Source organism: Nocardiopsis tropica, assembly GCF_042660575.1.
Classification (GTDB): Bacteria; Actinomycetota; Actinomycetes; order Streptosporangiales; family Streptosporangiaceae; genus Nocardiopsis; species Nocardiopsis tropica.
The window spans coordinates 210,750-230,508 of record NZ_JBHSUF010000005.1 but is presented as its reverse complement, the minus strand read 5'-3'; the positions used below and the strand labels follow the sequence as shown (position 1 = coordinate 230,508).

The following is a 19,759-nucleotide window of genomic DNA, read 5'->3' as shown; positions in this document are numbered from 1 at the left end:
GGTGCTCCGCGGTCGCCCCCGAGGGGCCGCGGCGGTCGTGGTCGGCCACGGGTCAGCCCCTGGCCGACGGGAAGGGGGCCAGCGCGCCCGACCTGGCGAGCGCGGTGGTGAGGAGGCGGGCGCCGACGCCCGCGATGACCGCCGAGCTGATCACGACGATGACGCCGTAGACGAGCTGGAAGTGCAGGGGCCAGGTCACGTTGTAGACGAGGTTGTCGCGGACGGCCGGGGAGAGGCCGGCGGCGGCCGCCGCGAGCACGGCCGCGCCCATGCCCCAGCGCCGGTAGCCGAAGGCGAGGAAGACCAGCTCGGGGAGGAGGCCCTGGAGCGTCCCGTCGATGATCACCATGACCCCCCACTGCGTCCCCAGCACCGCCGACACCAGGGAGGCCGCGATCGAGGTGAGCAGTGCCGCGCCGGGCTTGCGGACGACCAGTCCGCCGAGGACGCCGGAGATCAGCCACATTCCGTAGACCGCCGCCTGCGCGGGGGGAAAGCCCACGAAGAGCGGGGTCGTGACCGACCAGACGATGTTCCAGAGCCAGAAGACGACGCCGACGGCGACGCCGATCACGGCCGCAACGACGATGTCGACGGTGCGCCAGCCGCGCAGCCGTCCGAGGACGTCGCGCCAGAATCCGGTACGCCCGGTCTCGGTGCTCATCAGGTGGTGTCCCTTCGTCGGGGTGGACGAGGGCCCATGTGGCCAAGAGCGACGCCGGAGGACGTGCCGCGCGCCGGGTCCGTCCCGGGTGCGCGGGAGCACGCCGCCGGAGACGGGTTCCTACGACTTCCTTCGCTGGCATGACCCAGATCAGGTGTGTAAGGGTCTGCGGCCGGGTGCCGCACTCTCAGCGCTCACGCGCTCCCCTGTCGGTTTCCCTCCATTATGCGTCAACAACGGGGGCCGCGGGGTGTTCCCTCCCCACGGCCCCCGTTTCCGACCCCGTCCGACCGCGCCCGCCGGCGGGCGCGGTCAGGCGTCGCCCTCGTCGTCCCCGCCCTTGGGAGGCGTCGCCGACGGGTTGCCGAACGCCTTCGGCGAGGGGGCGAAGCCCTCGGCCGGCAGGTCGGCCGTGGCCCCGCGCATGGTGGCCTGCCAGATGGGGCCCGGCAGCGTGCCGCCGTAGACGATGCCGTAGTAGCGCCCGCCGATCGTCACGCCCTGGAGCGGGTTCTCCTCGCCTCCGCGCATGTCGCCGACGACCACGGCCGACGCGAGGTTCGGGGTGTAGCCGGCGAACCAGGCGTAGGCGGCGTTGTCGGTGGTGCCGGTCTTGCCCGCGGCGGGGCGGTCGAGGCCGAGGCCGTTGGCGGTGCCGCCCTTGAACGTCTGCTGGAGCAGGTGGTTGACCCCGTCCGCGACGTCGCGCTCGACCCTGCCCTCCTCGCAGTCGGTGCGCGCCTCGACTTCCCGGGTGCCCTCGGCGCCCTCGCGGCCGATCCGCACGGAGACCACCGGGACGGGCTCGCAGTAGGTGCCGCGGGCGGCGAACGTGGCGTACGCGTTGGCGACGGTCAGCGGGGACACCTCCTGGTCCCCCAGGGTGAAGGAGCTCCAGACCCCCAGCGGTTGGCCGTCGGCGCGGTGGATGCCGACCCGCTCGGCCATCTCCGAGGTCTCGCAGAGGCCGACGCGCTTCTGGAGCTGCGCGAAGTAGGTGTTCACGGACCCCTTGGTCGCGCTGATCATGTTGTGCCGGCCGCCGTCGCTCTCCCCGGCGTTGCTCACGCTCCACCCGGACATCACGCCGCCGTCGCAGTTCTCGAGCCCTCCGACCGAGACGCTCTCGGGCGAGGAGAAGCTGGTGCCGTAGCCCAGTCCGGAGTGCAGGGCGGCGGCCAGGGTGAACGTCTTGAACGTCGACCCCGCCTGGTAGCCGAGCGAACCGCCGGCCTCGCTGTCCACCGCCAGGTTGATGGAGGTCGTGCCGAGCGCCTCGTCGTCGAACCCGTAGCGCAGGTTCTGCGCCATGCCCCGGATCCGGCCGGTGCCGGGCTCGACGACGGCCTGGGCGGAGAACTTGGTGGACTCCTCCGCCGGGACGTACCGCTCGATGGCCTCCTCCGCGGCCCGCTGCGTCTCCCCGTCGAGCGTGGTCCGCACGGTGATGCCGCCCTTGGTGAGCGCCTCGTCGCGCTCCCCCTGGAGCTCCCCGAGGATGTCGGAGCCGCGCAGCCAGCGCATGACGAAGTCGCAGAAGAACGGCTGCTCCGAGTGGTAGCAGCTGCCTCCGCGCGGGGTCGGGTCCAGTGCGAGCCCCCGGCTCGCGTACTCCTCGACCTGCGCCGCGTCCAGGTGCCCGGTCGCGCCCATCCGCTCCAGCACCAGGTCGCGGCGCTCGCGCGCGGCCTCGCGGTTGTTGAGCGGGTCGTAGAACGAGGGGCTGCGCACGAGCCCGACGATGGTGGCGGCCTGCGCCGGGTCCAGGTCGGCGGCGGAGACGGAGAAGTACCGCTGGGCCGCCACCTCGATGCCGTACGCCCCCGCCCCGAAGTAGGCGAGGTTGAGGTAGCCCTCCATGATCTCGTCCTTGGTGAGGCGGTCCTCGATGTCGATGGCGTGGCGCAGCTCCAGCAGCTTGCGGCCCAGGGTCTGCTCGCTGGCGCGCTCCACCTCCTCCTCGGTGGAGGCCTGCTCGATGAGCAGGTTCTTGACGTACTGCTGGGTGATGGTGGACCCGCCCTGGGTGTCCCCCTGCGCGGTGCGCATGGCGGCCCTGATCACGCCGCGCAGGTCCAGTCCGGAGTGCTCGTAGAACCGGTCGTCCTCGATCGCCATGAGAGCGGCGGGCACCCACGGGCTGACCGCGTCCAGGGACACCACCTCGCGCTCGCGGTCGGCGACCTCCGCGATCGGGTTGTGGTCGACGTCGGTGAGGAGCACGCGCTCCGCCAGCGGGGAGATCTCCAGGTCGCTGGGGAGGGCCATGAAGGCGGCGGCCGTGTCCCTTCCGATCAGCCCCAGCCCGCCCACCCACGGCATGACCAGCGCGGCGGTCAGGAGACCGGCGACCGCTCCCGTGCCCGTGAGGCGCAGGACGGCGTCCTTGCGGCCTCCGTCCGGGCGGTCGCCGTCACCGGCGCCCCTCCCGTGCTCCACCGCGTCGCCGAGTGCGGTCACGCGCTCCCGGAGCCGGTCCACCAGGGGGAGAACGGCCCGGTCGGCCCACCTCCTCCAGCGCGGCGCCCCGGAGGCGCCTCCGGCGGCCGCGCCGGGCCCGCCGGCCCCCCGGCCACGGCGGCCGGGGCTTCCCGCCTCCCGCGCGTGCCGCGGGGCCCGGCCCCCGTCCTGGCCCCGCTCCCCCTGCGGAGGACCGTCCTGGTTCGGCTCCGTCACGTCGCCCCCCTCGGCCGTGTGACGCCCCGTCCGCGTCGCGCGCGCGGAGACAGGGCACTGCGACCTCCACGCTCGCAGGGGTACCGCAAAGCCCGGGAGGCCGAATCGGGCGTGTCATCGAAAAGCTTGCCCAATCCGCGGCAAAGCGCCCGGCCCCGAAGCACCCGCGGGAGGCCGCGAAACGGGTGCGCGGTCCACTCGTCATCCGGGCGAAACAACCTCGGCGGACGGCGCCCGAGGCGAGCATGCCCGAATTCGCGACAAAAGGGCCCCGGGCGATCATTCCGACACACCCGGATGTCCGGAATACAGCCCGGCGAACCCCGGGTGCATTCGGTGATCCCTACCCAGGACGGCCCGCCACCCAACACGACCGACGAATTTTCCGTCCTTTCACCACAGACCATCAGAAAACAACCACAGAGGCACCTGAATCCCCCGGTTGCTTATGACTGATATGTACGGTTTACCCAGGTGAAACCCGACAAATACCAGGCCCCAAGCCTTCCGGCCAGTGTGATGAGGAACACACAAATTATCCGGCCCCGACACTCCGCCAAACACCACAAGAGGGCAGACGATAGACAGCAGAGGGAACCGAAGCCGTAATCCGGACAGTTTCCGTTCCGGATCTTCGTTAACTCCGTCTTGCGTCGGATTAACAACAGGTTATTTTTACCTGCCATAAACCGCTCGCGCCCAGAAACGCCCGAACCACGACAATTACGGTGTAGCCAGTGATCGGACGCCTGCCCATCCTCGACATCTCTCCAGACAACGACCTCGGTCCGGTGAAAGCAGTTCCCGGGGAACGCTTCACCGTGGGGGCGACGGTCATCCGGGAGGGCCACGACTCCCTCGCCGCAGGGGTCGTCGTGTACTCCCCCCGGGGCCGCCGCGAACGCCTCGTGCCCATGCGCGAGCACGCGCCCGGCACCGACCGCTACGAGGCCGAGATCAGCCTCCCCTCCGAGGGGACGTGGTCCTTCTCGGTCGAGGCGTGGACCGATCCCTTCACCACCTGGCACCGCGTCGCCCGGGTCAAACTCCCCCTGGGCCAGGACACCGGGCCCGTACTGGAGGAGGGGGCCCGGCTGCTCGCACGCGCCGGCCGGCGCGTGCCCCGCAACCCCGCCCTCACCAGGGCGGCCGAGGTCCTGAGGGACGCCTCGGCGGACCCGCTGGACCGCTTCGCCGCGGCGATCACCCCCGAGGTCCTGGACGGGATGGAACGCCACCCGATCCGCGAGCTGGTCACCAGGTCCGGGCGCACCGGGGTCGTCGTCCACCGCGAGCGGGCGCTCTTCGGCTCCTGGTACGAGTTCTTCCCCAGGTCCGAGGGAGCCCAGGTCGACACGGCCCCCGGGCAGGAGCGCTCGGGGACCTTCGCCTCCGCCGCCAAACGCCTGCCCGCCATCGCCGGCATGGGCTTCGACGTCGTCTACCTGCCCCCCGTCCACCCGATCGGCACGAGCCACCGCAAGGGCGCCAACAACGCCCTGTCCGCCGGTCCCGGCGAGCCCGGCTCGGTGTGGGCGGTCGGGTCCGCCGCGGGGGGCCACGACGCCGTCCACCCGGACCTGGGCACGCTCGCCGACTTCGACGCGTTCGTCGGCGAGGCCGCCGAGCACGGCCTGGAGATCGCCCTCGACCTGGCCCTCCAGTGCTCCCCCGACCACCCGTGGGTCACCGAGCACCCCGAGTGGTTCACCACCCGGGCCGACGGCTCCATCGCCTACGCGGAGAACCCGCCCAAGAAGTACCAGGACATCTACCCCCTCGACTTCGACAACGACTTCGAGGGCCTGTACACGGAGATCCGGCGCGTCGTCCAGCACTGGATCGACCACGGGGTCCGGATCTTCCGGGTCGACAACCCCCACACCAAACCGGTCGCCTTCTGGGAGCGGCTGCTCGCCGACGTGGCCCGGGAGCACCCCGACGTGCTCTTCCTCGCCGAGGCCTTCACCCGCCCCGCCATGATGCGCACCCTGGCCAAGGTCGGGTTCCACCAGTCCTACACCTACTTCACCTGGCGCAACGGCAAGGAAGAGATCACCGACTACCTCACCGAGCTCACCGGGGAGACCGCCCACTACCTGCGCCCCAACCTCTTCCCCTGCACCCCGGACATCCTCAACGCCTACCTCCAGCACGGCGGACGGCCCGCCTTCGAGGTCCGCGCGGTGCTGGCGGCGCTGCTCTCCCCCTCCTGGGGCGTCTACTCCGGCTTCGAGCTGTGCGAGAACACCCCGGCGGCCCCGGGCAGCGAGGAGTACCTGGACTCGGAGAAGTTCCAGTACCGGCCCCGCGACTGGGCCGCGGCCGAGGCCGCCGGGGAGTCCATCAGCGGGCTCATCACGCGGCTCAACGGGCTGCGCCGCTCGCATCCGGCCCTGCGGGAGCTGCGCAACCTGCGCTTCCACCACGTCGACCGGCCCGAGCTGATCTGTTTCTCCAAGCACCGGCCCGGAGCGGGGCCCGGCGACCCCGACGACGCCGTCATCGCCGTCGTCAACCTCGACCCGCACCACGCCCACGAGGCGACCGTGCACCTGGATCTGCCGTCCATCGGCCACACGTGGGAGGAGGAACTCGAGGTGACCGACGAACTGACCGGTCGTTCCTACACCTGGGGCGCGGACAACTACGTCCGCCTCGACCCCGCGACCGGGCCGGCGCACGTGTTCACCGTCAACGGCAGATAGCGGCCCCGGACCACGGACCGGGGCCGGCGGGCCACCCCCGCCGGCCCCCGCCCGTGCCCGGAACGCCCGTTGACCCGATGTCGAACATTCTTGGTGGGGAGCAGCAGATGAGCAAAGACGAGCACGGCCCCGGCGGACGCGTACACGCCGAACACGGTCCGCTCGCCCCGGCCACCGGGGCCGCCACCGGCCCGCTCATGTCCTCCGGCGGCACCGGTGACCCCTACTGGTACAAGCACGCCGTCTTCTACGAGGTACTCGCCCGGGGGTTCTTCGACTCCAACGGCGACGGCACCGGCGACCTCGCGGGGCTGGTGCAGAAACTGGACTACCTCCAGTGGCTCGGCATCGACTGCCTCTGGCTGCTGCCGATGTACGAGTCCCCTCTGCGCGACGGCGGATACGACATCTCGGACTACTTCAAGATCCTCCCCGAGTTCGGCCGCACCGCCGACTTCGTGGAACTCCTCGACGAGGCGCACCGCCGCGGCATCCGCGTCATCACCGACCTCGTCATGAACCACACCAGCGACCAGCACCCGTGGTTCAAGGCCTCCCGGGAGGACCCCGACGGTCCGTACGGGGACTTCTACGTGTGGTCGGACACCGACGACCGCTACGACGGGGCCCGCGTCATCTTCGTCGACACCGAGACCTCCAACTGGTCCTACGACGAGGTGCGGGGCCAGTACTACTGGCACCGCTTCTTCTCCCACCAGCCGGACCTCAACTTCGAGAACCCCGCCGTCCAGGAGGCCATCCTGGAGGTTCTGCGCTACTGGCTGGACCTGGGCATCGACGGGTTCCGCCTGGACGCCGTGCCCTACCTGTACGAGCGCGAGGGCACCAACTGCGAGAACCTCAAGGAGACGCACGAGTTCCTCAAGCGCGTGCGCGCCGAGGTGGACCGGCTCTACCCCGACCGCGTGCTGCTGAGCGAGGCCAACCAGTGGCCCTCCGAGGTCGTCGACTACTTCGGCGACTTCGGGTCCGGCGGCGACGAGTGCCACATGAACTTCCACTTCCCGCTGATGCCGCGCATGTTCATGGCGGTCAGGCAGGAGCAGCGGTTCCCGATCTCGGAGATCCTCGCCCAGACCCCGCCCATCCCGCGGAACTGCCAGTGGGCGATCTTCCTGCGCAACCACGACGAGCTGACCCTGGAGATGGTCACCGACGAGGAACGCGACTACATGTACGCCGAATACGCCAGGGAACCCCGCATGCGCGCCAACGTGGGGATCCGGCGGCGGCTCGCGCCCCTCCTGGACAACGACCGCAACCAGATCGAGCTGTTCACCGCGCTGCTGCTGTCCCTGCCGGGCTCGCCCGTCCTCTACTACGGCGACGAGATCGGCATGGGCGACAACATCTGGCTGGGCGACCGCGACGCCGTGCGCACGCCCATGCAGTGGAGCTCGGACCGCAACGCCGGGTTCTCCAAGGGCGACCCGGCCCGCCTGTACCTGCCGTTGATCATGGATCCGGTCTACGGCTACCAGGCGCTCAACGTGGAGGCCCAGCGCGACAACCCCGGCTCGCTGCTCCACTGGACCCGCCGGATGATCCAGATCCGCAAGCGCCACCCCGTGTTCGGCACCGGGGAGTTCACCGAGCTGAACGCCACCAACCCCGGCGTCCTGGCGTTCATCCGCGAGCACGGCGACGACCGCATGCTCTGTGTGAACAACCTGTCGAGGTTCCCGCAGCCCGTCGAGCTGGACCTGTCCCGCTACGCCGGGGTCAGCCCGGTGGAGTGCGTGGGGGGCGTGCGCTTCCCCGAGATCGGGGAACTGCCGTACCTGCTCACCCTGCCCGGCCACGGCTTCTACTGGTTCCAGCTCCCCGCGGACCACGAGCCGGCGGGAACGGACGGTGAACGGGACGGGCTGCCCTCCTACGGCCTTCCGGCCGCCGGGGTCAGCGTGCGCACCGCCTTCGACGCCGCCGGACGCCCGGCGGACCCGCCCGGCGCGGAGCGCCGCGCCACAGCCACCACGACGTCCAGCGCCCCGGCCGGTACCGTGCCCGCGCTCCGCGACGGCGCGCCCGGGACCCCCGCCCGGCCCGCCGCCGAACCGGCCGCCCCCGGCCCGGTACCGGAGCCGACGGACCGGGGCGGTGGCGGGAAGGGAAACGGTCCTCTCTGACATGTCCCAACTCGAAGAGCTCCTGGCAGCCTGGCTGCCCCGGCAGCGCTGGTTCTCCGGCAAGGGGATCCCCATCCAGCAGATCCGGATCGAGAGCAGACACACCCTGGTGACCACGGGACCGGACGGCCCCGGCCTCGACGTCCTCGTCGTGCGGACCGGCCAGCGCGGGCGCAGCTCCCGCTACCAGGTGCTCCTGGGCTCGCGTCCGCCGGGCTCCCTGCCGCCGGACCTGGCCCGTGCAGCCATCGGCGTGTGCCGGGCCGCCTGCGGGAGGCCGAAGGCGGTCTACGACGCGGCCCACGACGCACAGCTGACCGGTCTCCTCCTGGAGCGGTTCGCGCTGCCCGCGGCCCCCGGCCTCTCCGGGCAGGTCCGGTTCCGGACCCTGCCCGGGGAGCGGATCCGCACCGGTTCGCCCGGGCGGATGCTCACGGGGGAGCAGTCCAACACGTCGCTGGTCTTCGGACAGGACTACGTCCTGAAGACCTTCCGCAGACTCTGGCCGGGCCCCAACCCGGACCTGGAGCTCAACATGGCGCTGTCCGGGTCCCCGTACGCGGCCCGGCCGTGCGGGTGGATCGAGGCCGACCTGCCCGGGTACGCGACGCCCACGACCCTGGCCATGCTGCAGACGTTCATCCCGCAGGCCGCGGACGGGTGGGTGCTCGCCACCGCCGGCGCGCGCGCCCTGCTGGAGGGGGCGGGAACCGACCGCGAGAGCGCCTTCGCGGGGGAGGCGGCGCGGCTGGGACGCACCACCGCCCGGGTCCACCGGTCGCTCGCGGGGGCCCTGCCCACGGACGTGCTCTCCCCGGCGGGGGCCGGGGAGCTGGCGCAGGCCATGGTGGAGCGGCTGGCGACGGCCGGCGCCGAGGTACCGGAGCTGGCCGAGCACGCTCCCCGTGTGATGGCGGCCTACGCCGACTTCGCCGAGGTGGACGAGCCCCTGCCGATCCAGCGCATCCACGGCGACTACCACCTCGGCCAGGTCGTCCGCACCGGGGAGGGGTGGGTGCTCCTCGACTTCGAGGGCGAGCCCACCATGCCGGTCCGGGACCGCCGGCGCCTGTCCAGCCCCCTGAGGGACGTGGCGGGGATGCTCCGCTCCTTCGACTACGCGGCCGGGTTCCTGCTGGTGGGGCACCCGGACGACCCCGAACTGGAGTGGGCCGCCCGCGCCTGGGCCCGGAACAACCGGGAGGCCTTCTGCCGCGGCTACGCGGACGGGGGCGGACCTGACCCGGACAAGCACCTGGCGGTGCTGCGGGCGTTCGAGTTCGACAAGGCCGTGTACGAGGTCCTGTACGAGGCCCGGAACCGGCCGAACTGGCTGCGGGTGCCGCTGGAGTCCATCGCCGCCGCGGCCGCGGCGCCGCCCGTGCCCGGATAGCCCGGGGCGGCCCCTCCCGTTCGGGGGGACCGCCCGCACACACGACCACGACCCGTGACGACCGACCGCAACGAGCACTACGGAGCCGTATGACCTCGGCCGACAGCACACCCGCCGCCGCGAAGACGGGGACCTCCGCGAAGACCGCGGGGACCGCCGCCCCGAAGGGGACCGCGGCGGCGAGGACCACCACAGGGAAGGCCGGAAAGGCCGCGTCCGGGACGGGGAGGACTGCGGGGGCGGCGAAGGCCGCCGCGCGCGTCCCCGCGGCCGGGGCCCCCTCCTCCGCGGGGCCGGAGCCCTCCGGCGGGAGGCCCGCACCGGGGAACCGGGGGACGAAGGCCGCCGGGAAGGGCACGGGGAGGGTCCCCGCGAAGGCGGCCCGCGGGCCCGGGACCGGGGCTCCCGCCGCCCGGCGGAGGGCCGCCGTGCCGGACCCCGCACTCCCGTCGGCCCTGGACCGGCTGGTCGAGGGCCGCCACCACGACCCGCACTCCCTGCTCGGCCCGCACGCCGAGGGCCGCGGGACCGTGCTGCGGGCCCTGCGCCCCGGCGCGCTGGACGTGCACGCCGTGCTCCGGGACGGCTCCCGGGTGCGCCTCGAACACCTGCACCGCGGGGTCTTCTCCGGCGAGGTGTCCGGGAAGGGGCTCGGGTCCCCGCCCGACTACCGGATCGCGGCCCGCTACGCCGAGGGGGCCGCCGAGCACGTGGCCGCCGACCCGTACCGGTTCGCCCCGACCCTGGGCGAGCTCGACCTGCACCTGATCGGCGAGGGCCGCCACGAGGAGCTGTGGAACGCCCTCGGCGCGCACACCCGGGTCGAGGACACCCCCATCGGCGAGGTGCCCGGCACGGGGTTCGCCGTGTGGGCGCCGGACGCGCGCGGCGTCCGCGTGATCGGCGACTTCAACCACTGGGACGGCGTCGGATCCCCGATGCGCAGCCTGGGCTCCTCCGGTGTGTGGGAGCTGTTCCTGCCCGGGGTGGGCGACGGAGCCCTGTACAAGTTCCAGGTCCTCGGCTCGGACGGGCACTGGCGGGACAAGGCCGACCCGATGGCGCGCCGCACGCAGGTGCCGCCGGCCACCGCGTCGGTGGTCACCACGTCGTCGTACTCCTGGGGGGACCAGGCGTGGACGGCCGAGCGCAAGGGGGTGGAGCAGCACCGGGCCCCGATGAGCGTGTACGAGGTGCACCTGGGCTCCTGGCGCCCGGGCCTGGGCTACGTCGAGCTGGCCGAGCAGCTGGTCGCGTACGTGACCGACCTGGGGTTCACGCACGTGGAGTTCCTACCGGTCACGGCGCACCCGTTCGACGGCTCCTGGGGCTACCAGGTGACGTCGTACTACGCGCCCACGCCGCGCTTCGGGTCGCCGGACGAGTTCCGGTACCTGGTGGACTCCCTGCACCGGGCCGGGGTGGGCGTGCTCCTGGACTGGGTGCCCGCGCACTTCCCCAAGGACGACTGGGCTCTCGCCCGGTTCGACGGGACCGCGCTGTACGAGCACCCGGACCCGCGGCGGGGCGAGCACCCCGACTGGGGCACGCTGATCTTCAACTACGGGCGGACCGAGGTGCGCAACTTCCTCGTCGCCAACGCCCTGTACTGGCTGGAGGAGTTCCACGTCGACGGCCTCCGCGTGGACGCGGTGGCCTCGATGATCTACCTGGACTACTCCCGCGACTCCGGCGCCTGGGAGCCCAACGTGTTCGGCGGGCGGGAGAACCTGGAGGCGATCGGGTTCCTCAAGGAGCTCAACACCACGGTGTACCGGCGCAACCCGCACGTCGCGATGATCGCCGAGGAGTCCACGGCGTACACGGGCGTGACGACCCCGGTGGACCGCGGAGGGCTCGGCTTCGGGTTCAAGTGGAACATGGGGTGGATGCACGACACCCTGGAGTACGTCAAGAAGGAACCGGTCCACCGCAAGTACCACCACGGCGACGTCACGTTCGCGATGGTCTACGCGTACAGCGAGAACTACGTGCTGCCCCTGTCCCACGACGAGGTGGTGCACGGCAAGCGTTCGCTGTTCAACAAGCCGCCCGGCGACGAGTGGCAGCGCTCGGCGACCCTGAGGGCGCTCCTCGCCTTCATGTGGTCGCACCCCGGCAAGCAGCTCCTGTTCATGGGCGGGGAGATCGCCCAGGGGGACGAGTGGTCGCACGAGGAGGGCGTGCCGTGGTGGCTCCTCCAGTTCGAGCACCACGCGGGCGTCCAGCGCCTGGTCAAGACCCTGAACGACCTCTACCGGCCCAGGGCGGCGCTGTGGTCCCGGGACACCGACCCCGCGGGGTTCCGGTGGCTGGACGGCGGCGACCACGAGGGCAACACGCTCTCGTACCTGCGCCACGGGGACGACGGCTCGGTGCTGGCCTGCGCGGTCAACTTCTCGCCCGTGCCCCGTGGGGACCGGCGGATCGGCCTGCCGTCCGGCGGCCGCTGGAACGCGGTCCTCAACACCGACGAGACGAGGTTCGGCGGCTCCGGGCACGCCGCCCCGGCGCACGTCGACGCCGAGCCGACCCCGTGGCACGGCCAGCCGCACTCGGCGCCGATCACCCTCCCGCCCCTGGGAGCGGTCTGGTTCGAGCCCGAGCGGTAGGCGCGCGCCGGCTCCGCCGAACGGCCCCGGCCGCCCGTGGGGGCGGCCGGGGCCCGGCCTCGCCCGCCACACGGGTCCGACACGTCGCGGCGGCCGTCCGGGGCCGCCGACGACCGCCCTTCCGCGCACACCCGCCGTGACCCGCACGGCCCCGCCCCCGAGCGCCCCGCGACCGACCAGGCGCGACACCCGAACCTCCGGCCACTGTGCGTGACTCCATGGCCGCCCTCTCCCGTCCGGCATGACAGAGGATCATCGGATCTTGCGACTGCCTGGACAACAGGGCGGGAGAATATGTCCGGAACGACACCTTCACTCTGATCCGCCGACGTGCTTTTGTGTCCCCCATCACAGGCACGAGCGTTGGGATCGCCCATGACCGACAAGCGCCAGAACTTCGTCCGGGTCCTGGGAAGGGGTGACGTGCTCGCGCTCGGCTTCGGCGCGATGATCGGCTTCGGCTGGATCGTGCTCGTCGGCGACTTCATCGGCGCGGCGGGCAGCCTCGGCGCCGCCCTCGCCTTCGTCATCGGCGGCGTCGTCATGGCCTTCGTCGGCCTCACCTACGCCGAACTCGTCTCCGCGATGCCCCACGCGGGCGGCGAGCACCACTACGCCATGCGCGCCATCGGTCCCAGGGGCGCCTTCGCCGCCTCCTGGGCCATGGTCCTGGGCTACGTGTCCGTGGTCGCCTTCGAGGCCGTCGCCGTCCCCCAGACCCTCGTCTACCTCTTCCCCGGCATGGGCGTCGGGCACCTGTGGACCGTCGCGGGATACGACGTGCACGCCGACCTCGTCGCCGTGGGCGTCGTCGTCGCCGTGCTGATGACGGCGGTCAACTACGTCGGCATCAGGCCGGCCAGCGCCTTCCAGGTCGTGGCCGTGCTGTTCCTGGTCGCCGTCGGCGCGGTCATGCTCACCGGGTCGTTCGTCGGCGGCTCCGCCGAGAACATGGAACCCCTGTTCACCGGCGGCGTCCCCGGCGTGTTCGTGGTGCTGGTGGCGGTCCCGTTCCTGTTCGTCGGCTTCGACGTCATCCCCCAGTCCGCCTCCGAGATCAGGATCCCGCACCGCATGGTCGGCACGCTGCTGGTGGTCTCCGTGTTCTGCGCGACCGCCTGGTACGTGATGGTCGTGCTCACCGCCGGCGCCGGGCTGTCCGCCGCCGAGCTCTCCGCGTCCGAACTGGCCTCCGCCGACTCCGTCGCCGCCCTGTGGGGCAGTGACGCCATGGGCGACCTGCTCGTCCTCGGCGGCATCGCCGGACTGCTGACCAGCTGGAACGCCTTCCTCATCGGGGGCAGCCGCCTCGTCTTCGCCATGGCGGGGGCCCGGATGCTCCCGGCCTGGTTCGGCCACCTGCACCCGCGCTTCCGCACGCCCTCCAACGCCGTCCTGTTCATCGGGGCGCTGTCCCTGGCGGCCCCGTTCTTCGGCCGCCCGATGCTCGTCTGGCTCACCAACGCGGGCGGCATGAACATCGTCGCCGCCTACATGCTGGTGGTCGTGAGCTTCCTGGTGCTGCGCCGTCGCGACCCCGCCATGGAGCGGCCCTTCACCGTCCCGGCCGGTGTGCCGGTCGGCGTGACCGCCCTCGTCCTGTCCTTCGGGCTGTTCCTGCTGTACCTGCCCGGCATGCCCGCCGCTCTGGGCTGGCCCCACGAGTGGCTCATGGTCGCCCTGTGGTGGGCGGCGGGCGCCGCGCTCCTGTGGCGCCTCCCCCGGATCGCCCCCGGCGCGGACGCCGAGCGCCGCCTGGTCGAGGCGATGGACGCCCGCGCCGGCGCTCCCCGCACATGAGGACGCGGTCCTCCCGGCCGGGAGGACCGCGTGCCGGGTCCGGCGGCGCCCCGTCGCGGTTCAGGCCCCGCGCCCGTGCCACGCGGTCAGCCGGGAGACGGCCTCGTCCAGGACCTCGTCCCTCTTGCAGAACGCGAAGCGGAGCAGGTGCGCCCCCTCCTCCTGGTGGTCGTAGAACACCTGGGCGGGCACCGCCGCGACACCGGCCCCGGCGGGCAGGGCCCTCGCCACGTCGAGCCCGCTGCCGAACCCGAGGGGGCGGATGTCGGCCATCACGAAGTAGGTGCCCTCGGACACGTTCACCTCGAACCCGGCGGCGGCCAGGCCCGACGCGAGGCGGTCGCGCTTGCCCTGGAGGGCCGCGCGCTGGGCCGCCACCCACTCCCACTCGCCGTCGATCGCGTCCGCCACCGCCAGCTGCAGCGCGCCGTTGGCGGAGAAGGTCAAGAACTGGTTGACCGTGCGCACCGCGCTGACCAGCGGCTCCGGTCCCATCACCCAGCCGGTCTTCCAGCCGGTGACGGCGAACATCTTGCCCACCGAGGACACCGACACCGTGCGCTCCCGCATACCCGGGAGGGTCGCCAGCGGCACGTGCGGCCTGCCGTCGAAGGTCAGGAACTCGTACACCTCGTCGGTGAACGCGATCAGGTCGTGCTCCCGGCACACCCGCGCGATCTCCTCCAGCTCGTCGGGGGTGAAGACCGTGCCGGTGGGGTTGTGCGGCGAGTTCACCAGCACCATGCGGGTACGGGGCCCCACGGCGGCGCGCAGCTCCTCCGGGTCGAAGGTGAACCGCCCCGAGACGGCGTCGGGGCGCAGCGTCACCGACCTGCGCACACCCCCGGCCAGGGTGATCATCGCGGCGTAGGAGTCGTACATCGGCTCGAAGACGATCACCTCGTCGCCGCGCTCCACCAGGGCGAGCATCGCGGCGGCGATGCCGGCTGTAGCCCCGACCGTGATGTAGACCTCGCTGTCGGGATCCAGTTCGATGCCGTAGTGGCGGGCCCGGTACCGGCTCACCGCCTGCCGCAGCTCCGGCCTCCCCGGCCCCGGGGGGTACTGGTTCACCCCCTCCAGGACACGGCGGGAGGCGCCCTCCAGCAGGGAGCGGGGACCGTCGGTGTCGGGGAAACCCTGTCCCAGGTTGACCGACCCGGTCTCCATGGCCAGGCGCGTCATCTCGGCGAAGATCGTCTCGCCGTACACGCGCATTCGTTCGATCAGCGGTTCTTCCACCCGACGAGCGTATCCACACGCCCCGCCACCGGCCACTCCCGACCGGGGACGCCGAGGGGGCGGACCCCCCGGGTCCGCCCCCTCGACACGGTCCTCCGTGCCTCCCCTAGAGGAGGAGGCTGAGCACGATCCACACCACGGGACCCGCGATGAGGAGCGAGTCCAGCCGGTCCATCAGTCCGCCGTGGCCCGGCATGAACCGGCCCATGTCCTTGACCCCCAGGTCGCGCTTGAACAGCGACTCGATGAGGTCCCCGACCGTCGCGGCGAGCACGACGGCCAGACCCAGGACCGCGCCGACCCACCAGGGGCCGTCCAGCATCAGCGTCACGCACAGGGCGCCGGCGACCGCGCACCCCACCACGGAGCCGCCGAAGCCCTCCCAGGTCTTGTTCGGGCTGATCACCGGCGCCATCTTGTGCCGGCCCAGCATGATCCCTGCGAAGTAGCCGCCGATGTCGCTGGAGATCGTCACCACGATGAACGTCACCAGCCGGTACTGGCCGTCCTCGGGATGCGAGACGAGCAGCAGCCACGTGCCCAGGAGGAACGGCAGGTACACCAGGGTGAACAGGTTCGCCGAGGCGTCGGCGACGAACCCGTCCGCCCCGCCGCGCAGCCGCCACACCAGCACGATGATCGCGGTCAGGGCGGTGGTCCCCGCCAGCCACTCGGTCCCCCCGAAGTAGGCGGCCACCTGCATGGCGACGCCGCCCACGGCCAGGGGTACGAGGGCGAGGGTCGTGCCCTTGCCCGCGAACGCCCGGTTGAGCTCCCGCAGCCCGATCAGCACCCCCAGGGAGGTGATGATCGTGAACAGCTGGGGCAGGGGGAAGATGGAGAAGAAGACGAGAGCGCCCAGGACGCACCCGCTCGCGATGGCCACCGGGAGGTTGCGGCCGGTCTTGACCGGCTCGCCCCCCGGCTTGTGCAGCACGAAGCGCTGGCCGGCCCTGTCGGGATCGTCCTGCGGTCCCGCGTCGGGTCTGTGCTCCGGTGAGTGGTCATCGCCTCCGGAGCCGCTGGAAGAAGTCGTCACCGGCTAGACCTCGAGCAGTTCGGCTTCCTTGTGCTTCAGCACCTCGTCGATGGCCGCGACGTACTTCTGGGAGAGCTCGTCCAGCTCGGCCTGGGCGCGGTGCGCCTCGTCCTCGCCCAGCTCGCCCGACTTCACGGCCTTCTCGAAGGTGTCCTTGGCACGGCGGCGGACGTTGCGGATCGAGACCTTGGAGTCCTCGGCCTTGGTCCGCGCGACCTTCACGTACTCCTTGCGGCGCTCCTCGGACAGGTCCGGGAACACCACGCGGATGACCTGGCCGTCGTCGGACGGGTTCACCCCGAGGTCGCTGTTGCGGATGGCGTTGATGATGTCGGTGCGCGAGTTGACGTCGAACGGGGAGATGACCACCATGCGCGGCTCCGGAACCGAGAAGGAGGCCAGCTGGTTGATCGGCGTCCGGGCACCGTAGTAGTCGACGGTGATCTTGTTGAACGTGGCCGGGGTGGGACGGCCCGTGCGGATCGTCGCGAAGTCCTCCTTCGCGACGGTCACGGCCTTCTCCATCTTCTCCTCGGCCTCGAGGAGGGTCTCTTCGGTCATGTGGCGCTCCCGGTTCTCGGCTGTGGTGTTCGTGGCTTCTTGGCGGCCCTGGGGCCGGTGTCAGGCGGTGGTCGGCCCCACGATGGTGCCGATCTTCTCACCCCGGACCGCGCGCAGGATGTTGCCCTGGCTCATCAGGTCGAACACCACGATGGGCATCCCGTTGTCCATGCAGAGGCTGACCGCCGTGGCGTCCATGACCTTGAGGCCCTTCGTGAGGACCTCGTTGTAGTTCAGCTTGTCGAACTTGACCGCGTCCGGGTTGCGCTGCGGGTCGGAGTCGTAGACCCCGTCGACCTGGGTGCCCTTGAGGACGGCCTGCGCGCCGATCTCCAGTGCGCGCTGGGCGGCGGTGGTGTCGGTGGAGAAGAACGGGGCGCCGAGACCGGCGCCGAAGATGACCACGCGGCCCTTCTCCAGGTGGCGGATGGCGCGGCGCGGGATGTAGGCCTCCGCGACCTGGCTCATGTGGATGGCGGTCTGCACCCGGGTGTCCACACCGAGCCGCTCCAGGAAGTCCTGGAGGGCGAGGCAGTTGATGACGGTGCCGAGCATGCCCATGTAGTCGGCGCGTCCGCGCTCGATGCCGCCCTCGGTGAGCTGCGCGCCGCGGAACATGTTGCCGCCGCCGACGACCACGGCGACCTGGATGCCCTCGGAGACCGCCTCGGCGATGGACTCCGCCACGTACTGCACGACCTCGGGATCGATGCCCAGTCCGCCCCCGCCGGCGAACGCCTCCCCGGAGAGTTTGAGCATCACGCGCTTCCAACCGGAATCGTGCATCGCCGGTTCGGTGATCGTCGCTTCGTTCACGGCCTGTGGCCTCCCTTGTCGTCCCCGAGTGGCACAGGGTCCCCCGAGTGTTCCTGCTGAGGGCGGACAGGGAGCGCGTGCTCCGAAATCCGCCCATATCCACCGAAGGTGCCGGGGAGTAGTCTCCCCGGCACCTCCATCATCTCAAAGCTCTTAGGCCTGGCCGACCTTGAAGCGGACGAAGCGCTTGACGGTCACGCCGGCCTCGTCGACGACCTTCTGGACGGACTTCTTGTTCTCCTTGACGAACGGCTGGCCGAGCAGCGTCACGTCCTTGAAGAAACCGTTGAGGCGGCCTTCCACGATCTTGGGGATGGCCTGCTCGGGCTTCCCCTCCTCGCGGGTGGTCTGCTCGGCGATGCGGCGCTCGTTCTCCACGACCTCGGCGGGGACGTCGTCCTTGCCGATGTACTGCGGGGCGAGGGCGGCGATCTGCTGGGCGAGGTCCTTGCCGACCTCGGCGTCGGCCTTGTCCAGCTCGACCAGGACGCCCATGGTCGGGGGCAGGTCCGGGTCGGACTTGTGCAGGTAGCTGGCGACGTAGACGCCGTCGAACTTGGCGAAGCGGCGGAACTCCAGCTTCTCACCGATCACGGCGCCCTTGCCCTCGATGAAGGTCTGGAGGCTCGTGCCCGGCTCGATCTCGGAGGCGGCCACGGTCGCGAGGTCGTCGCTCTCGTGCGCGGCGACGAAGTCCGCGACCTGGTTGGCCAGCGCGATGAACTGGTCGTTCTTCGCGACGAAGTCGGTCTCGCAGTTGAGCTCGATGAGGGTCGCCTTGCCCTCGGAGTCCTGCTTGAGGACGACCATGCCCTGGGCGGCAGTGCGCTCCGCGCGCTTGCCGACGTCCTTGGCACCCTTGACGCGCAGGGCCTCGACGGCCTTGTCGATGTCGCCGTCGGCCTCGGTCAGGGCCTTCTTGCAGGCCATCATGCCCGCGCCGGTCATGTCGCGCAGCTTCTTGACGTCCGCGGCGGTGAAGTTCGCCATGACTGTTCTCGGATTCCCTTGGAGTGGAGAGTCTGTTCGGAAAGAGGAGCGGAGCCTGGACGTGCACCCCCGGTGCCGCCCCGCCCGGAGGCGGGGCGGCACCGGGGGTGTTCCGTCGTCCCTGGGACCGCTGACTACTCGGCGGAGCCCTCGGTGGACTCCTGCGCCGGGGCCTCGGCCGGGGCCTCAGCCGGAGCCTCGGACTCGATCGCGGCCTCGACCTCGGGCTTCGGGGTCTCGACCGGGGCCTCGGTCAGCTCCTTGTCGACCTCGGGGGCGTCCGCGTCCGCGGCCGGGGCGGCCTCGGTCTCGGTCTTGCCCTCCAGGAGCTCGCGCTCCCACTCGGCCAGGGGCTCCTCGGCGGCCTTCTGCTCGCCCGTGCCCTCGGAGGCGCCGGAACGGGCCATGAGGCCGTCGGCCACGGCGTCGGCGATCACGCGGGTCAGCAGGCTGACCGAGCGGATGGCGTCGTCGTTGCCCGGGATCGGGTAGTCGACCTCGTCCGGGTCGCAGTTGGTGTCGAGGATCGCGACGACCGGGATGTTCAGCTTGCGAGCCTCGCTGATCGCGATGTGCTCCTTCTTGGTGTCCACGATCCAGACCGCGCTGGGCACGCGGGACATGTCGCGGATACCGCCGAGGGTGCGCTCCAGCTTCTCCTTCTCACGGCGAAGGTTGAGGAGCTCCTTCTTCGTGAGCGCGGAGCCGGCGACGTCGTCGAAGTCGATCTCCTCCAGCTCCTTGAGGCGCTGGAGCCGCTTGTGGACGGTGGAGAAGTTGGTGAGCATGCCGCCCAGCCAGCGCTGGTTGACGAAGGGCATGCCGACACGACGAGCCTGCTCGTCGATGGCCTCCTGCGCCTGCTTCTTGGTACCGACGAACAGGACGGTGCCGCCGTGGGCGACCGTCTGCTTGACGAACTCGTAGGCGCGGTCGATGTGCGCCAGCGACTTCTGGAGGTCGATGATGTAGATGCCGTTGCGCTCCGTGAGGATGAAGCGCTTCATCTTCGGGTTCCAGCGACGGGTCTGGTGCCCGAAGTGGACGCCGCTCTCCAGGAGCTGGCGAGTCGTCACGACTGTGGCCATGACTGGTCCTCCTTGCGGTG

At 71.3% G+C, this 19,759-nt stretch carries 13 protein-coding genes and 1 riboswitch; of the genes, 5 read left to right on the top strand and 8 right to left on the bottom strand.

The genetic code is table 11. The features are described from left to right. Nucleotides 1-52: 52 nt before the first annotated feature. Nucleotides 53-664: an ECF transporter S component gene (locus tag ACFQBR_RS10215; protein WP_267946427.1), complete on the bottom strand. Its 612-nt coding sequence runs from the start codon at nt 662-664 to the stop codon at nt 53-55. A 110-nt stretch (nt 665-774) separates the two neighbouring features. Continuing rightward, a riboswitch (TPP riboswitch) is annotated at nt 775-882 on the bottom strand. Nucleotides 883-976: 94 nt separating this feature from the next. After that, nucleotides 977-3,103: a transglycosylase domain-containing protein gene (locus ACFQBR_RS10210; protein WP_344176509.1), complete on the bottom strand. Its 2,127-nt coding sequence runs from the start codon at nt 3,101-3,103 to the stop codon at nt 977-979. 974 nt (nt 3,104-4,077) lie between these two features. On the opposite strand from ACFQBR_RS10210, the gene ACFQBR_RS10205 reads away from it, so the two are divergent. The 5 genes from ACFQBR_RS10205 to ACFQBR_RS10185 all read left to right on the top strand — a co-directional run bounded on the left by ACFQBR_RS10205 (nt 4,078) and on the right by ACFQBR_RS10185 (nt 14,003). Further along, on the top strand, nt 4,078-6,048 hold the full coding sequence (locus ACFQBR_RS10205; protein ID WP_344176427.1) for an alpha-1,4-glucan--maltose-1-phosphate maltosyltransferase: 1,971 nt from the start codon (nt 4,078-4,080) through the stop codon (nt 6,046-6,048). A 107-nt stretch (nt 6,049-6,155) separates the two neighbouring features. Then, complete coding sequence (gene treS, locus ACFQBR_RS10200; protein WP_267946429.1) at nt 6,156-8,198, top strand: maltose alpha-D-glucosyltransferase; 2,043 nt, start codon at nt 6,156-6,158, stop codon at nt 8,196-8,198. A 1-nt stretch (nt 8,199) separates the two neighbouring features. Continuing rightward, a complete protein-coding gene (locus tag ACFQBR_RS10195; protein ID WP_267946430.1) occupies nt 8,200-9,591 on the top strand; it encodes a maltokinase N-terminal cap-like domain-containing protein in 1,392 nt (463 codons plus the stop codon). 428 nt (nt 9,592-10,019) lie between these two features. After that, nucleotides 10,020-12,203, top strand: coding sequence for a 1,4-alpha-glucan branching protein GlgB (gene glgB / locus ACFQBR_RS10190; protein WP_378552968.1), 2,184 nt, complete (start codon nt 10,020-10,022; stop codon nt 12,201-12,203). A 375-nt stretch (nt 12,204-12,578) separates the two neighbouring features. Continuing rightward, the gene (locus ACFQBR_RS10185; RefSeq protein WP_344176434.1) at nt 12,579-14,003 is read left to right on the top strand and encodes an APC family permease; all 1,425 of its coding nucleotides are present in this window, start codon (nt 12,579-12,581) and stop codon (nt 14,001-14,003) included. A gap of 60 nt (nt 14,004-14,063) precedes the next feature. Here the strand turns inward: ACFQBR_RS10185 and ACFQBR_RS10180 are convergent, their stop codons facing one another. From ACFQBR_RS10180 to rpsB, 6 genes are all read right to left on the bottom strand, one after another. After that, on the bottom strand, nt 14,064-15,245 hold the full coding sequence (locus ACFQBR_RS10180) for a pyridoxal phosphate-dependent aminotransferase (protein ID WP_267946433.1): 1,182 nt from the start codon (nt 15,243-15,245) through the stop codon (nt 14,064-14,066). A gap of 106 nt (nt 15,246-15,351) precedes the next feature. After that, a complete protein-coding gene (locus ACFQBR_RS10175) occupies nt 15,352-16,284 on the bottom strand; it encodes a phosphatidate cytidylyltransferase (RefSeq protein WP_267946434.1) in 933 nt (310 codons plus the stop codon). Between the two features lie 3 nt (nt 16,285-16,287). Beyond that, nucleotides 16,288-16,845 (bottom strand): ribosome recycling factor, encoded by a 558-nt coding sequence (gene frr, locus ACFQBR_RS10170; protein WP_267946435.1) that lies wholly within the window; start codon nt 16,843-16,845, stop codon nt 16,288-16,290. A gap of 60 nt (nt 16,846-16,905) precedes the next feature. Then, nucleotides 16,906-17,631, bottom strand: a complete 726-nt coding sequence (gene pyrH / locus ACFQBR_RS10165; protein ID WP_267950507.1) for a UMP kinase — start codon at nt 17,629-17,631, stop codon at nt 16,906-16,908. 183 nt (nt 17,632-17,814) lie between these two features. Further along, on the bottom strand, nt 17,815-18,651 hold the full coding sequence (gene tsf, locus ACFQBR_RS10160; protein ID WP_267946436.1) for a translation elongation factor Ts: 837 nt from the start codon (nt 18,649-18,651) through the stop codon (nt 17,815-17,817). Between the two features lie 134 nt (nt 18,652-18,785). After that, nucleotides 18,786-19,739: a 30S ribosomal protein S2 gene (gene rpsB, locus ACFQBR_RS10155; RefSeq protein WP_267946437.1), complete on the bottom strand. Its 954-nt coding sequence runs from the start codon at nt 19,737-19,739 to the stop codon at nt 18,786-18,788. Nucleotides 19,740-19,759 lie beyond the last annotated feature (20 nt).

What these genes read in the sequence shown, in the direction of transcription:
- frr (WP_267946435.1), bottom strand. Translation starts at nt 16,845, where the DNA reads ATGACCGAAGAGACCCTCCTCGAGGCCGAGGAGAAGATGGAGAAGGCC.
- pyrH (WP_267950507.1), bottom strand. Translation starts at nt 17,631, where the DNA reads ATGCACGATTCCGGTTGGAAGCGCGTGATGCTCAAACTCTCCGGGGAG.
- rpsB (WP_267946437.1), bottom strand. Translation starts at nt 19,739, where the DNA reads ATGGCCACAGTCGTGACGACTCGCCAGCTCCTGGAGAGCGGCGTCCAC.
- treS (WP_267946429.1), top strand. Translation starts at nt 6,156, where the DNA reads ATGAGCAAAGACGAGCACGGCCCCGGCGGACGCGTACACGCCGAACAC.
- ACFQBR_RS10215 (WP_267946427.1), bottom strand. Translation starts at nt 664, where the DNA reads ATGAGCACCGAGACCGGGCGTACCGGATTCTGGCGCGACGTCCTCGGA.
- ACFQBR_RS10185 (WP_344176434.1), top strand. Translation starts at nt 12,579, where the DNA reads ATGACCGACAAGCGCCAGAACTTCGTCCGGGTCCTGGGAAGGGGTGAC.
- ACFQBR_RS10195 (WP_267946430.1), top strand. Translation starts at nt 8,200, where the DNA reads ATGTCCCAACTCGAAGAGCTCCTGGCAGCCTGGCTGCCCCGGCAGCGC.
- tsf (WP_267946436.1), bottom strand. Translation starts at nt 18,651, where the DNA reads ATGGCGAACTTCACCGCCGCGGACGTCAAGAAGCTGCGCGACATGACC.